General features: G+C 70.8%; 15 protein-coding genes and 1 tRNA gene. 8 read left to right on the top strand and 8 right to left on the bottom strand.

The genetic code is table 11. The features are described from left to right. The first annotated feature begins 132 nt into the window (after positions 1-132). The 5 genes from B7K21_RS09705 (at position 133) to B7K21_RS12470 (ending at position 5086) form a co-directional block, all read left to right on the top strand. A complete protein-coding gene (locus B7K21_RS09705) occupies positions 133-1872 on the top strand; it encodes a DUF389 domain-containing protein (RefSeq protein ID WP_144016166.1) in 1740 nt (579 codons plus the stop codon). Between the two features lie 69 nt (positions 1873-1941). After that, on the top strand, positions 1942-2694 hold the full coding sequence (locus tag B7K21_RS09710; protein WP_084075231.1) for a hypothetical protein: 753 nt from the start codon (positions 1942-1944) through the stop codon (positions 2692-2694). 57 nt (positions 2695-2751) lie between these two features. Further along, complete coding sequence (locus B7K21_RS09715; RefSeq protein WP_234989268.1) at positions 2752-3591, top strand: methylenetetrahydrofolate reductase; 840 nt, start codon at positions 2752-2754, stop codon at positions 3589-3591. Positions 3592-3737: 146 nt separating this feature from the next. Further along, positions 3738-4391 (top strand): aquaporin, encoded by a 654-nt coding sequence (locus B7K21_RS09720; protein WP_084075484.1) that lies wholly within the window; start codon positions 3738-3740, stop codon positions 4389-4391. Between the two features lie 23 nt (positions 4392-4414). Next, complete coding sequence (locus tag B7K21_RS12470; protein ID WP_144016167.1) at positions 4415-5086, top strand: hypothetical protein; 672 nt, start codon at positions 4415-4417, stop codon at positions 5084-5086. Positions 5087-5134: 48 nt separating this feature from the next. On the opposite strand, the gene B7K21_RS09730 is transcribed toward B7K21_RS12470, so the two are convergent. Then, positions 5135-6814, bottom strand: a complete 1680-nt coding sequence (locus B7K21_RS09730; RefSeq protein WP_084075233.1) for an AarF/ABC1/UbiB kinase family protein — start codon at positions 6812-6814, stop codon at positions 5135-5137. A 106-nt stretch (positions 6815-6920) separates the two neighbouring features. After that, positions 6921-7469, bottom strand: coding sequence for a PadR family transcriptional regulator (locus B7K21_RS09735; protein WP_084075234.1), 549 nt, complete (start codon positions 7467-7469; stop codon positions 6921-6923). Positions 7470-7622: 153 nt separating this feature from the next. Here B7K21_RS09735 and B7K21_RS09740 point away from each other — a divergent pair, with 153 nt between their 5' ends. Both B7K21_RS09740 and B7K21_RS09745 read left to right on the top strand, forming a co-directional pair. Continuing rightward, positions 7623-8072 (top strand): hypothetical protein, encoded by a 450-nt coding sequence (locus tag B7K21_RS09740; RefSeq protein ID WP_084075235.1) that lies wholly within the window; start codon positions 7623-7625, stop codon positions 8070-8072. 65 nt (positions 8073-8137) lie between these two features. Next, a complete protein-coding gene (locus B7K21_RS09745) occupies positions 8138-8761 on the top strand; it encodes a CueP family metal-binding protein (protein ID WP_084075236.1) in 624 nt (207 codons plus the stop codon). Between the two features lie 58 nt (positions 8762-8819). Here B7K21_RS09745 and B7K21_RS09750 read toward each other — a convergent pair whose 3' ends face one another. Continuing rightward, the gene (locus tag B7K21_RS09750; protein WP_234989269.1) at positions 8820-9902 is read right to left on the bottom strand and encodes a tocopherol cyclase family protein; all 1083 of its coding nucleotides are present in this window, start codon (positions 9900-9902) and stop codon (positions 8820-8822) included. A gap of 38 nt (positions 9903-9940) precedes the next feature. After that, positions 9941-10222, bottom strand: a complete 282-nt coding sequence (locus tag B7K21_RS09755) for a hypothetical protein (RefSeq protein ID WP_084075237.1) — start codon at positions 10220-10222, stop codon at positions 9941-9943. Between the two features lie 129 nt (positions 10223-10351). Here B7K21_RS09755 and B7K21_RS09760 point away from each other — a divergent pair, with 129 nt between their 5' ends. Beyond that, positions 10352-10579 carry an RNA-binding S4 domain-containing protein gene (locus tag B7K21_RS09760; protein ID WP_084075238.1) on the top strand — a complete coding sequence of 76 codons (228 nt, stop codon included), beginning with the start codon at positions 10352-10354 and terminating at the stop codon, positions 10577-10579. A gap of 198 nt (positions 10580-10777) precedes the next feature. Here the strand turns inward: B7K21_RS09760 and B7K21_RS09765 are convergent. From B7K21_RS09765 to tmk, 4 genes are all read right to left on the bottom strand, one after another. Continuing rightward, positions 10778-10853 (bottom strand) — tRNA-Thr (locus tag B7K21_RS09765). Positions 10854-10888: 35 nt separating this feature from the next. Beyond that, complete coding sequence (locus tag B7K21_RS09770) at positions 10889-12421, bottom strand: alpha/beta hydrolase (RefSeq protein WP_084075239.1); 1533 nt, start codon at positions 12419-12421, stop codon at positions 10889-10891. Between the two features lie 118 nt (positions 12422-12539). Further along, positions 12540-13685, bottom strand: coding sequence for a DNA polymerase III subunit delta' (locus B7K21_RS09775; RefSeq protein ID WP_084075486.1), 1146 nt, complete (start codon positions 13683-13685; stop codon positions 12540-12542). A gap of 159 nt (positions 13686-13844) precedes the next feature. Then, positions 13845-14468: a dTMP kinase gene (gene tmk / locus B7K21_RS09780; protein WP_084075240.1), complete on the bottom strand. Its 624-nt coding sequence runs from the start codon at positions 14466-14468 to the stop codon at positions 13845-13847. Positions 14469-14536 lie beyond the last annotated feature (68 nt).

Raw genomic sequence — 14536 nt, forward strand, 5'->3', positions numbered from 1 at the left:
AAACCGGCGAGCATGCAGACGCGCCGGATCGCGCACCTCGCAATTCTACGTGTGACACGCGTCACGTCCAGGCGTCGGTCGTACGATGTGGGCACGCGCGGAAGTGGACCGCGCACGCGGGTGGAGGCGGACATGAAGCCAGGCGATTCCAGCGACGATGCCACGCCGGAGACGGGGGCGACCCCTGCGTCGGGCGCTGACGCGAACCCGCCCACAGGCGCCATCCCGAGCCTGCGCTCGGACGCCCCCACCGTCGGCGCCAGCGCACTCGACCTCGCGCGAGCGCTCGCCAACCCCGTGGCGCTGCGCGGCATCGGCTCGCTGCTCGCCGGGTCCGCGGTGCTGCTCATGCCGACCCTCACCGTGGGACTTCTGCAGCTGCTCGTGGTGCTCACGCTGCTGGGCTCGACCGCGCTCGACTTCGTCTTCGCGCTCACGGGCCGCAGCCGCTTCGGCGCGCGCAAGCGTCGGTCGCTCGTCCTGCTGCGCGGACTCGTGAGCCTCGCCTTCCTGATGTTCATGGTGGCCGAGATCACCGTGCTGCGCGACGGCGGCCGCCTGAGCGTCGAACTGTTGATCGGGCTGGCCGGCGTCTATGTGGCCGTGCGTGCAGCGATCACGCTCGCCGTCACGCTGGTGCGCTGGAAGGACACCTCGCACCGCGCCGTCCGCATCGCGGGCGCGGTCGTCGCCGCCGCGCTGGGCGTGCTCGCCGCCGTGACCACCGCCGCGCTGATCGACGCGGTGATCGTCGGCGCGGCCGTGGTGGCGATGCTCCTGGGCGTGATCCTCATCGCGTGGTCCATCCGACGCGCGGACGGCGGGGACACCGCCGTCGAGCCCGTCGACGCGACGGTCGTCGCGATCGTGTGGGACTGGATTCGCGGCTCCGACATCGGCCGCACCGACCGGGCCGACGCGGCCGAGGGCCTCTACTTCGAGGAGCCGGATCGGTACGGGAAGCTCGGCGCGTGGTGGGTGATGCTGGTGCTGTCGGTGGGCATCGCCACCTACGCGGTGCTCGCCGACTCGACCGCCGTGGTCATCGGCGCCATGCTGGTGGCGCCGCTCATGATCCCGATCCTGGGTCTCGCGGGCGCGCTCGTGAACGGCTGGAGCCGGCGCGCCGCGCACTCGACGCTGACGGTCGCGCTGGGCGTGGCGGTCGCGGTGCTGCTCAGCTACGGGCTCGCCGCGTGGGCGCCGGTCGCGGTCGCGATGGACTCGAACTCGCAGATCGTGTCGCGCATCAGCCCGAACACAGTGGACATGCTGATCGCCGTCGCGGCGGGAGCCGCGGGAGCATTCGCGACGGTCGACAAGCGCGTGTCGTCGAGCATCGCCGGCGTCGCGATCGCGGTCGCGTTGGTGCCGCCCCTCGCAGTCGTAGGCGTCTCGCTCGCGAACGACAGGCCCGATGCGGCCTGGGGGGCGTTCCTGCTGTTCCTCACGAACTTCGTCGCGATCGTGCTCTCGGCAGCGGCAGTGTTCGTCCTCACCGGCTTCGCGCGGCAGAAGGTGCTGCGCCGCAACCCGTGGGGAGTGATCGGCACGATCGCGCCGTACGCCGCGCTCGGCGCGGTCATCCTCGTGCCGTTGATGTTCACGTCGCAGGGCCTGGTCGCGAGGTCGTCCGACCAGCGCGATGCTCAGATCGTCGTCGACGACTGGCTGGGAGAGGACACCGACCTGCTGCTGCAGGCCGTCACCGTCGGCGACGGCGAGGTCACGGTGCTCCTCATCGGCTCCGACCAGGTCCCCGCGGCCGCCGAGCTGCAGACCGCGCTCCAGACGGAACTGCGGCGCAACGTGTCGGTGCGGATCGTCGTCACGCCGGTCGAGGTGATCGAGATTCCTGCGTCCGGTTCCTGACCCTGCATGGCTCTACCAGGAGGAGTAGCGTCGGAACCGGGGTAGAACCTCCTGGGGAGAGGACCGATCATGACCGTGCCGCCACCTGACCACCCATACGCGGACCACCCCGAGCCGGGCCGGAAGCCACTCAAGAGCCGCGGCCCAGGGATCGCGATCTTCATCAGCGTGCTCGCACTGATCGGCGTGGTCATCATCATCTGGATGATGCTGCAGGACCGCGACGAGGCGACCGACCCCTCCGTCTCGGCCACGCCCTCGGCGACTCCCAGCGAGACCGCGACCGAGACGGCCGAACCCGAACCCACGGAGACGGCCGCCACCGGCGGCACCGGCACCCCCGACGATCCCTATTGGCTCGACCAGGAGTTCATCTACGACTCCGCGATCGAATCCGATCAGTCCACGTCCGCGGGCGTGTGGGACATCACGGTCACCGATGTGGTGCCCGTGGACCTCACCGACACCGCCTTCGAGGACCTGGGCTGCTACGCCGTCACGGGCACGATGACGCCCACCGCCTGGACCGACGGCGAGGACGGCCCGCTCGCGACCGACATGCCGATCGTCTCTCTGGAGACCGAGGGAAGCGCTCGCGCCGTGCCCGACGACGAGGGGCTGTGCGATCTCAGCGGTTTCGATGACTACACGCCGTACACCGTCCCGCTGGCGGACGGCTGGTCGCAGGGTGCGCTCATGTTCGTGGCGCCGCTCGTGTATGTGACCTCGGTGGACAACGACGTGTTCGCCGTCGTGCTCGGCGAGGATGACTTCACCTTGGGCGAGGGGATCTACGTCTCCCCCACTGCGCGCTTCGAGTAGCGGGCGAGACTCGCAGCGCCGTCTCGCGGGCGCGCCCGGAGGTGGCACCATGGGCCGGTGACCACCCGCGCCGACCTCCTCGACGGCGTCTCGTTCGAGATCACCTCGCGCGACGCCGACGCCCTGGCGGGTTCCGCGACCCTCATGGCGCCCGGCACTCGCATCCACCTCACGGCGTTGAACGGCGAGGACCCTACGGCGCGTCTCGCGACCGCCGCCACGGCCCTGCGCGCGGGCCTGACCCCGGTGGCGCACCTCGCGGCACGCAGGCTCACGGGCGAGCAGGAGCTGCGCTCGACGCTTCAGGCTCTGGCCGATCAGGGCGCCGCGACGCACCTGGTCGCCGTCGGGGGCGACCCTCGTACGCCCGCGGGGCCCTACGCGTCGGCACTGGACCTCATCCGTACCGGCCTGTTGCACGAGCACGGTGCGCAGGACGTCGCGCTCGGCGGCTACCCCGACGGCCACCCGGACATCGCCACCTCGACGCTGTGGCAGGCCCTCGTCGACAAGGTCGCCGCGCTCTCGGAGCAGGGCATCGAGGCGACGGTGCTCACGCAGTTCTCGTTCGACGCCGACGCGGTGATCGACTGGATCGCCGCACTGCGCGACCGTGGCGTCACCGCGCCCGTGCGTGTGGGCGTTCCGGGACCCACCAACGCGAAGCGACTCCTGGCGTTCGCCAAGCGCTGCGGCGTCGCCACCGGCGCGGGGGTGATCCGCAAGTACGGGCTGTCGCTGGGCAACCTGCTCGCCACGGCCGGCCCCGACGCCTTCGTCGACGAGCTCGGCGCCCGGCTCGACCCATCCGCGCACGGCGACGTTCACCTGCACGTGTTCGCGTTCGGCGGGCCCGAGGGCTCTGCGCGATGGGCGCAGGAGTACGCCGCGCACTGAACCCGCACGCGCGCACGCCACCCTCCAGATCGCTCAACGTTGACTGAGTTATCTCGGTGCGGAAGGATGCGAGCGTGACTCACCACGTGCCGGACCCCGCCGCCCCCGCGACCGCCGCTGCCGGCCAGACCCCAGAGGCCCCCACCCTGTGGCGCCGCGCGCTCGCGGAGGGACTCGGCACTGCGCTGCTCGTGGCGATCGTCGTGGGCTCGGGCATCATGGCGCAGCAGCTGAGCGACGACGTGGGCCTCCAGCTGCTCGAGAACTCGCTCGCCACGACGCTCGGCCTCGCGGTGCTGATCCTCATGTTCCAGCAGGTCAGCGGCTCGCACTTCAACCCCGTGGTCACGCTCGTCGAGAGGGTCGTGGGCGGCATGGATCGCACGGCCGACGCGGCGGTCTACGTCGGCGCTCAGCTCCTGGGCGGGCTCGCAGGCGCGGCGCTTGCGAACGCGATGTTCGCAACGCCCACCGCATGGTCCACGACCGAGCGCGCCACGCCCGCGCATCTGCTTGCGGAGGTCGTGGCGACCGCGGGCCTGGTGCTGGTGATCCTGTCGCTGGTGCGCACGGGACGCGCCGCGATCGTGGGCCCCGCCGTGGGCGCGTACATCGGCGCCGCCTACTGGTTCACGTCTTCGACGTCATTCGCCAACCCCGCGGTGACCGTGGGACGCATGATCACCGACACGTTCGCAGGCATCGCACCCGCGTCGGCGCTGCCGTTCATCGCCGCACAGCTCGTCGGCGGCGCCATCGCGGTCGCGCTCGCGCACGCGCTGTTCCCTCGCCGCCCCTGACCCGCCCGGCGTACCGTGGAGGTATGCGCACAGGTCGCCTCGTGGCGGCCGCGGCCCTCGCGACCGCGACCCTGGCCGCCGCATGCTCCCCCAGCCCCGTCGCCTCCCCGAGCCCCTCCGCAAGCACGACCGCCTCGTCGACGCCACAGACCACCGCGCCGGGCATCCCGTCGCCCACGCCGACCGGCGGGCCGAACTCCCCGGAGCCGACCGCGTCGGGCACATGCGAAGCCTTTGGCACGACCACCGCAACCACCTCTTCCAGCGAGTGGGCCGCGCACCTGAGCTCAGACCTATGGGGCGCTGACATGCGCGTGGGGCGCCACGACTGCTACGACCGCTGGGTGTTCGAGTTCGCGGGCGACGGTGGCGAGCCCGGCTGGTCCGTCACGCCGCACGACGCAAGCGCGTTCGTGGTCGACCCGAGCGGCGAGATGCTCGCTCCGGTGCTGTTCGGAACGGCCTCGCTCGAGGTGAGCTTCGGCGCCTGGTACGACGGCACGCCGCTCGGCGAGGACCCGTACCTGGGTGTGAGCGGCACGGGCCTCCTGGGCGGTGGGATCACCGAGGCGCGCATCCTGAGCGGCTTCGAGGGGATCACACAGGTGGGCATCGGGCTGGATGAGGTGCGGCCCTACCGGGTGTTCTGGCTCGACGATCCGGGCCGGCTCGTCATCGACGTGTTCACCGGGTGAGCACACGCCCGACGCGGGGCTCGAGGCGCGCGTCACTCCCGCCGGGGGTCAGCGCGGCCTGCGCCGCCCGAACAGCACGTGCATCAGGGGAAATCCCGAGCCGATCATCATGACGAGCCCGATCACGCGGTCCTCCGCGTGGATGCGTGAGCCCGCGACGAGCAGCGCCGCGAAGATGAGCGCGGAGACGACGCGCCGGCCCGTGGACTCGACGCGCGACAGCATCTGCTCCATCTTGGGCACCTGCACGGCGACACCGCCCGACTCCAGCTGGCCGAGCACTGCGTCGAGCCGCTGCGGCATGCGCCACGCGATGCGCGCCGACTCCCATGCCTGGCTCGCGAGGTCCCCCGCAATTCCCATGCCCTCGCCGCGCAGCACCTGCTCGGCGTACGGCTCCACGGAGTCCCACAGGTTGTAGTCGCGGTCGAGCGAGCTGCACAGGCCCGAGGTGAGCGAGACGGCTCTGATGATGAGCAGGAAGTCCTCGGGCATCTGGAACGGCATCTCGATCATGAGATCGGAGAACTCGAGCGCGAAGTCGCGGAACTGGCGCGGGTCCACCTGACGCAGCTCCGCGAAGCCCATGCCGCCGAACCGCGCGAACACCTGGGACACGACGCGCTCGAGCTCGAACTGGTCGGCCGAAGGCAGCAGCACGCCGGCGTCGTTCATGGCCTTGACCATGCCGCGGCCGTCGCGCGCCGCAGCGGCGATGACCAGCTGGCGCGCGGCCTCCCGCAGCCGCGGGTGGACCTCGCCCATCATGCCGAAGTCCACGAAGGTGAGCGCGAACGCGGGGCCGGCCCCGCCGTCGGGCCTGGGCGTGACGAAGATGTTGCCGGGGTGGGGGTCGGCGTGGAAGTAGCTGTGACGGAAGAACTGGTCGAGCATCACCTCGGCGAACACCGACGCGACCCTGGCAGGGTCGATGCCTGCGGCGCGCAGGCCGTGGATGTCGGTGATCTTGATCGCCGTGACGTCCTGCAGTGTGAGGACGCGGCGCGTGGTGCGCTCCCACACGACCAGCGGTGCGCCCACGCGGGGGTCCTCGGCGAAGGCCGCGGCGAAACGCTCGGCGTTGGCGCCTTCGTGGAGGTAGTCGATCTCCTCGTTGCTCGCCTCAGCGAATTCCTCGATCAGGCCCGGCACGTCGACGCGCGTGTAGACCACGCGCAGCCGGTCCAGCCAGCGCCCGATGCGGCGCAGCGCGGCCAGGTCCACCGCGACGATGTCGCCGATGCCGGGGCGCTGCACCTTGATGACGACCTCGTCGAAGCCGACCTCGCCCGCGTCGAGCTCCGCGAGGCGCGCCCGGTATGCCTGCCCGAGCGACGCGGCGGCCACCGGCTCCTCGTCGACCCACGCGAACGCCCGCTCGAACGGCACCCCGAGCTCGGCCTCCGCGAGCGCCCTGATGTCAGCGAACGGCGCGGCGGGCACCTCGTCCTGGAGCCCCTCGAGCTCCTTGGTGATGTCCGGCGGAAGCACGTCCAGGCGCGTGGACATGAACTGGCCGAGCTTGATCATGAGCCCGCCGAGGTCCACCGCGAGCGCACGGAAGCGGCGCGCGAGGGTGCGCATGCGGGTCGCGCGCGTGCGCTCGGCCACGCCGCCCATCCCCACGCGCGGCAGGATCAGCTCGTACCACCAGAAACTCACGAGGTGGCGTGCGGCGAAGCGCAGGATGCGGCGGTACCGCGCTCGATCGAGCCGGGCGTCCGACATCGCGCCTCCTCGTCCTCGCCTGCCCGACGGGTGGGTCGCCGGGCTTGTCACGCCCCCGCTTCTCGGGTGACGTCAGTCCTGATCGGGAACGCCTGGGAGGCGCAGATCAGTCCTGAGCGAGGATCGAGTAAATCCTACGTCGCGCCGTCGTGAGGACCTCGACCACCTGCTCCTGCTGGGCGCTCGAGCCGGAGCGCGCAGCCTCCGCCGCTGCCTGGGCGAGATCGAAGCCTGCCTTTGCGAGCGGACCGTACGGGCGAGGCTCGCCTGCGGGAGTGTCCTGCCACGGCGCCGAGGCGACGTCGGCAGCCTCCTTGCCTTCGGCGGTGAGGGAGTAGATCTTGCGGTCCTCGTCGGTGGCGACGGTGACGAGGCCTTCGTCGGCGAGCATCTGCAGCGTCGGGTAGACGGAGCCGGCGGAGGGCTTCCACCTGCCGTCGGTGCGCACCTCGATCTCGCGGATCAGCTGGTAGCCGTGTCGCGGCTGCTCGGCGAGCAGGACGAGGATCGCGGAGCGCACGTCTCCGCGGCCCATGCGCGTGCCGACCTCCTTCTTGATGCCCGAGCGCACCTGCTCGAACGCCTCCCACATCGCGTCCACCGTGGCGGACGGGTCGAAGCCCTTGCGGCTCTCGCCGCTGTGCGTGGTGCCCATGACTGCCTCCTTCAGCGATCTATCGAACGACACCGAACGATATATCGCTAGTGTCACTCTGATGTGGCGCATGCGCAACCCCTGTGGTGGAGCGCGCCGGCATGGGCCCCAGGTCCGGTGCACGAAGCGCCGGGACCGACCTACACTCACGCCATGACGCATGGTCCGGCACGCCCCCGCCTCGCGCAGACGCGCGCGGCCGTGCTGTCCGTGCTACTCGCGCTCGGCGCGGCGCTCGTCCTCACCGGATCGCCCGCCGCCGCGACGCCCGCGGCCATGCCCGACGCGTCGATCGCCACCGCGCACGACATCACTGCCGCGGATCACACGGCCCACGCCCCCACCATGCACGCCGCGGTCCGCGAGGCCGCGTCGACCGCGACCCCCCAGCCGCTGACCTGCGCGACGTGCGGCACCGAGCAGCACGAGGCGATGGCCGCGTGCTCGCTGATGCTGTTCGCGGTCGCACTGCTGGCGCTGCCGTTCGTGACCCGCCGCCGCTGGAACCTGCCGCTACTCCGCGAGGCCCACCGCAGCGTCGGGCGTCTGACCTGGACGCCCCGCACCCCCGACCTCACCGCTCTGTGCGTGCTGAGGACGTAAACCTTCCGAAAGTCCGAGAGCGCCCCTGGCGCGCCACCATTCATCTCACTTTCGAAGGAACACCCATGTCACACCGCATCACCCGCCGCGCCCGCGCGGCCATCATCGCCGCTGCCGTCACCACCGCGGCCCTGACCCTCGGCGCATGCTCGGCACCCGCGTCGGACGTGCCCGAGACCACCGGAGCCACCGCGTCGGACGAACCCGGCGACCCGGCCCTCGCCGCCCTCGGCCTCGAGGACGCCGACGCGCGTACGCTCATCGACACGCTCGACGCGCTGCCCCTCGACGAGCGCCCGACCGATCTGATGGCATCGATCCGGCCCGATGAGGTGCTCGTCACCACCGAGTCCGGCGAGACATCGATCCCGATGCCCGAGGACGCGTTCTACGTCTCGTTCGCGCCCTACGTCGACAGCACGCACGACTGCTACTTCCACTCGCTGACCACGTGCACCGGCGAACTCGGCGACGAGGAGGTTCAGGTGCTCGTCACCGACGCCGCCACCGGCGAGGTGCTGATCGACGAGACCCGCACCACGTTCGCCAACGGCTTCGTGGGCCTGTGGCTGCCGCGCGACATCCAGGCGACGCTCACGGTCACCTACGACGGTCTCACCGCCACGCAGGAGCTCTCGACCGCGAACGCCGACGACGCCACGTGCGTCACCACCATGCAGCTCGCCTGAGGCGATACCGCTGCGCCCGACGCGGGGGCCGGGTTTCGGCCCGGCCTCCGCGTCGTGCCTACCCGCGTGAGCCCAACGCGATCAACCCCTCCAGGTCGCCGTGCACCTCAAGGCCCGCGGCCTCGCCGGTGTCCGAGAACAGGACCCTCCCGTCGGGCGCGACAAGCTCCACACGCACCCGCGCGTCGAGCGTCTCCTCGACACGGCGATGCATCTGCGTGCGCACAGGCGCATGCAGCAGCCCGCCTCGGCGCCGCTCGGCGACGAGCCTCAGCTCCTCCCCGGAGCGCGCCCGCATCGTCCACCGCACTTCGTCGTCATCGATATCGAGAGCGGTCGTGCGCGCGCCGGTGTACGTCGCGAACTTGTGCAGGCCGCTCGTCCCGGCCGCGGCACCCGACTCAACCCCAGCGTCGGGCAGGCGAAGCCCCACGATGAAGCCCTGGAAGCTCGTGCGCCCCCACGGGATCGTCGCGATGGACGCCGAAAGGCTCGCCCCTGGCGTCCGGAAATGGTTGGTCTGCATCCACACATACCCCTGCGGAAACGCGCGACCCCAGTCCTTCTCGAGATAGCCGCGCCCGCCCGTGAAGTCGAGCTCGCGCCCGCCGAGCGTGAGCGTGCCCTCGAGCCCATGCCCAAACGAGACGAGCCCGTGGTAGCACTCCATGACCGGCACCCACGCGTAGCGGCCCATCACCCCGGGCTCGGTCAAGGTGACCGGCCACGGGTCCAGGGGGTCGGTGAAGCGCACGGCTCCGCGGAGGCCCGACGCAGGGAGGTCCACCTCGAGGCCGCCCTCACCGAAGCGGTTGCCTCCCACGCGCACATCGAACCTGCGTGCGTCGCCAGCGAACTCCGACGCGGGAAAGACTTCGTACCAAGACTCCCCCGTGACGCCGTCGAGCACCTGCACGAACGCCTCGTCCTCGCCGTCGCGACCGCCCTTGAAGATGCCAGGGATCACCGCGACTCGGGCGCTACGGTCGGCCGAGACGAGCTTGACGTACCAGCCCTCGAAGAAGCCCACGTCGCCCTGGTAGTCGCCGTGATAGCCGGCGGGGCGCATCGTGGACGTGAACGCGCGGAACGTGCGCCTCAGCACCTGCGACGCAGGGACGAGCGGGGACACCGTTGCCATGCTTCACCGTAGCCCGCGCGAGCCGGACGTGCGGGGTGCTACTCGGATGCGCCCGGGTGACGGACCTCGTACACGACCCCCTCGGGGACCCGCTCACGGAGTCGGCGCACGATCTTCTGACCTCCGCGCCACGACTTGGGCTCGACGACGAACCCCGCGCCGTGCACATCCGTCAGGTCCCAGTGCCCGCAGTGCTTGCATACGCCGGCGAGAGCGAGGCTCGCCCAGTCGAGCTCAACGAGCCCCGCGTCCCCCGCGATCAGGAGGATGCGATCGGGGTCGATGACGACCGTGACAGCGACGCGCGCGCTGCACATCATGCCTCCCCCGGGGCGGGATGCTTGCCAACGTGATCGTTCTGAAAACTCAGTGCGGCTCGCGCTCCGGTCAAGTGCAAGAGCATCGCTCGCGACCCCGACGCTGTGGAGCCCCCCAGCTACGATGCACGCATGGCTACTTCGGCACCGATTGACGACGTCCCTGCGGGCGGGGGCATCATCCGCCTTGGCCAGTTCCTCCAGCTCGCAGGCCTGGTCGACTCGGGCGGCGAAGCCAAGGAGGCGATCCGTTCCGGCGACGTGACCGTCAACGGCGACGTCGATCTGCGCCGCGGTCGCCAGCTCCAGGTCGGCGATGTCGTGGAGTTCGCCGGACGCCGGGCCCGCGTCAGTCACTAGGAGCCACGCCCCCACTCCACCCTCTCCCCCGAGCACGCGCACCCTGTGAGGCACTCAGTGCTCAGAACCGCATCCGGAGAGCACTGAACGCCTCCCAAGGCGCGGGACCAGAAGCGCAGGGTCACATCGCGGAGGACTGTGCGCAGCAGAAAGGCCCGGCACCCGCCACACTGTGCGGGAACCGGGCCTTCCGATCGATGGAGCCGCCTAAGGGAATCGAACCCTTGACCTATTCATTACGAGTGAATCGCTCTGCCGACTGAGCTAAGGCGGCGTGCGCCCGAGGGCGCGAGTAGACATATTAGCGCGTCAGCACACCAAACCCGAATCGGGCACCGCACCGTCCACGAAGTACGCGTCCACGGAGTCGATGATGCACTGATTCGAGCGGCCATACGCCGTGTGGCCGTCGCCGTCGTAGGTGACGAGGACGGCGTTGCCGAGGCGCTCCGTCAGCGACTCCGCCCACCCGTAGGGCGTGGCGGGGTCGCGCGTGGTCCCGATGACGACGATCGTGCTCGCGTCGTCGGGATAGTCGAGCGACTCGACCTTCTCGTCCGCCGTCCAGGGCCAGCCGGCACAGCCGCCACCGCTCGCGAACCACCAGCCGAAGGTGGGCGAGGCCTCCTCCATCGCGGCGGCGAACTCCTGCTGGTCGGCGAGGGTCCACTCCTCGTCGTCGCCATCCAAGCAGCTGATCGCGGTGAACGCGACCGTGGAGTTCGTGAGGTACTCCCCCGAGGCGCTGTCGCGGTCGAGGTAGAAGTTCGCGAGCTCCATGAACACGGCTGCGGTGCCACTGTCGAGCACCTCCTGCAGCGCGTACTCGAGGTAGGGCCAGCTCTCCTCGGAGTAGAGCGTGACGACGATGCCGTAGACCATGAGGTTGCCGTTGACCTCGCCGCCGTTGCCGGTCGGGTACGGGTCCTCGAGCGCCGTGCGCGCGATGGTCCCGATCTGACCGCGTGCGCGGTCGATGTCGCTCGACAGCGGGCACGTACCTTGGTCACCGCACCACTCGAGGAATGCGGTCAGCGCCTGTTCGAACCCGGCGGCCTGGCCTTCGGCCTGCTCGATGTCCGGGAGCAGGAAGTCCACGGCACCGTCCAGCACCATGCGGCCGACCGTCTCGGGGTACAGCGACGCGTAGGTGGCGCCGAGCTGCGTCCCGTAGCTGAAGCCCAGGTAGTTGAGCTGCTCGTCGCCCACGAGCGCGCGAATCACGTCCATGTCCCGCGCCGCTGAGACGGTGTCCACGTTCTCGACGATGGCGCCCGACGCGTCGGCGCAGCCCTGCGCGAACGTCGCCGTGCGCTCGACCCAGGCGTCGAGGTCCTCCTGGGTCTCGGACGGGAAGTCGGTCACGTAGTACGCGTCCAGAGTCGAACCATCACCACACTCGACGGGCGTCGACGATCCGACGCCGCGTGGGTCGAAGCCGACGATGTCGTACGCCGCCGCCATCGCGTCGCCATACGTCACGGTGAAGTACTCCGTGAAGTCGAGCCCCGATCCGCCGGGCCCGCCCGGGTTGATCAGAATCGATCCCTGCCGGGAGCCCGGATCCGTGGCCTGCGCCCGGTTCAGCGCGAGGTCGATCGTCTCGCCGTTCGGGTCCGACCAGTCGAGCGGTACCTGGATGGTCGCGCATTCGAGCTCACCGCAGCGCTCCCACGTGAGCTCCTGGTCGTACACGACGGAGTCGCGCGGCTCCACAGGGTCGGCCGGAGCGGCCGTGGAGGTCTCCGTCGGTGTGGGCGACGGCTCCTCGTCAGTGGGCGAGCACGCGGCGAGCGCGAGGACGGCGAGCGCAGCGCCGGCGGCTGCGAGACGGCGGATCATGCGACAAACCTACGCGAACACCCTGACGTCGCACATGCCCGACGCTGTGGCGAGTCGCGCCGTCACCAGGCCCGACACTGGTCGCAGCCCGGCACCGACCTCCCGCGCCTGCCGGGGCTCAGTCGCGCACGCGGGGGCGCAGCGCGATCAGCATCGCCTCGATCGCGAGCAGCGGCGCCACGTTGCCAGCCAAGCGCTCTCGAGCGAGCGCGAGCGCATCGAGCACGCGCACCGTATCGCTCATGTCGCCGCGACGGGCCACCTGCTCGATGTGGCCGCGGTGGGACGCGTTCACCAACGGCACGTCCGCGCCGGTCTGCACGATCGCGACGTCGCGGTAGAAGCTCATGAGATCGACGATGGCCCGGTCGAGCACGTCCCGCTTGTGACGGGTGGCGCGCCGCTTCTGGTCATCCTCCAGCTGCTTCACCTGCGCGCGCAGCGCGGGTGGGAGGCGGCCCCCGTCGTCGGCGCCGAGAGTGCGCAGCAGCTCGTTGCGCTCCTCGGCGTCGCGCTCCGCCGTGGCAGCCGCGGCGTCCTCCTCCGAGACCTTGACGAGATCGGCAGCGGCGAGCACGGCGTCGCCGACTCCTCTGATCTCGGTCGCGAGCGCGAGCACCTGGTCCCTGCGCTTGCGGGCGCCCGGATCACGGGCGAGCCTCCTGGCGATGCCGATGTGGCTCTGCGCGGCGTGCGCGCACTCGAGCGCGAGCTCGGGGTCGATGCCGTCCCGCTCGGTGAGCAGCCGCGCCACCACCTCAGGATCCGGCACGCGCAGATGCGCGATGCGACACCGAGAACGGATCGTCACCGCCACGTCCTCAGCCGAGGGCGCGCACAGCAGCCAGACGGTGCGCGGTGGCGGCTCCTCGATGGACTTGAGCAGCACGTTGGACGTGCGCTCCGTCATGCGGTCCGCGTCCTCGATGATGATGACCCGCCAACGCCCCTGGCTCGGCGAGGTCTGCGCCACAGAGATGAGGCCTCGCACCTCGTCGATCGAGATCGTCACCTTCTCGGTGGCCACGACCGTCACGTCAGCATGTGCACCGCTCAGCGCCGTGGTGCACTCGCGGCACTCGCCGCATCCGCCACGCGCGCACTGCAGTGCCGCCGCGAAGGCGCGTGCCGCCTGGGAACGGCCAGAGCCGGGAGGCCCCGTGATGAGCCATGCGTGCGTCATCGCCGAGGCGTGGGCTGCGGCGGCGCGCAGCGGCGCGGTTGCTGCCTCCTGTCCCACGACCTCGGCCCAGACTCCGGTCATCGGCGGCGCCGACGCGGGATCCGTGATCGCGTTGCCGAGATCCTGATCGGGCCCGCCCGCATCGGGCTCATCCGCGGAGACGGCGCCGTGCGAGCCCTCCTCGAGGATCGGAAGCGGCTCGGTGCTCACTCGACACCGCCGCTCATGCGGACACCTCGGTCATGACGCGCGCTCCTTGGCACGGGTCATGGCCACCCGGGTCGCCTTGAACACGTCGGAGAACACCTGACCGGGCTCACGTGCGGCGTCGACGATCGCGTAGCGCTCGGGGTCGCGCGCGGCGAGCCCCAGGAAGCCCTGGCGGATCATCTCGGCGTGCGCGGCAGTTTCGCGCTCGACGCGATCGAGGTCGCGCGACATGCGCTCAGGGTCGGGCTCCATGTCGAGCACCACCGTGAGATCGGGGAGCAGCCCGTCGGTGGCCCAGCGCGAGATGCGCTCCACCTCGCCCCCGAGCCCTCGCGCGCCACCCTGATACACGATCGACGAGTCCACATAGCGGTCCTGGACCACGACCGCTCCGGCCGCCAGCGCGGGCCGCACGACCGTCGCGACATGGTGAGCCCGATCTGCGGCATACAGCAGCGCCTCCGCCCGCGGGTCCACATGGTCACCGTGCATGATCGCCTGGCGCAGCTCGACGCCCAGGGCGGTGCCGCCCGGCTCACGCGTCACGACCACCTTGCGTCCCGCCGTCCCGAGCGCGTCCGCGAGCATCCTCAGCTGCGTCGACTTCCCGACGCCGTCGCCACCTTCGAACACCACGAACAGGCCCGCACTCATGGGGACCAAACTACCGGGCAGGTGCGACGCCGCGGCACCCCTGTGGAGCGTCGGGCTTCTCCCGCGAT

The organism is Demequina sp. NBRC 110052, assembly GCF_002090075.1.
GTDB lineage: Bacteria > Actinomycetota > Actinomycetes > Actinomycetales > Demequinaceae > Demequina.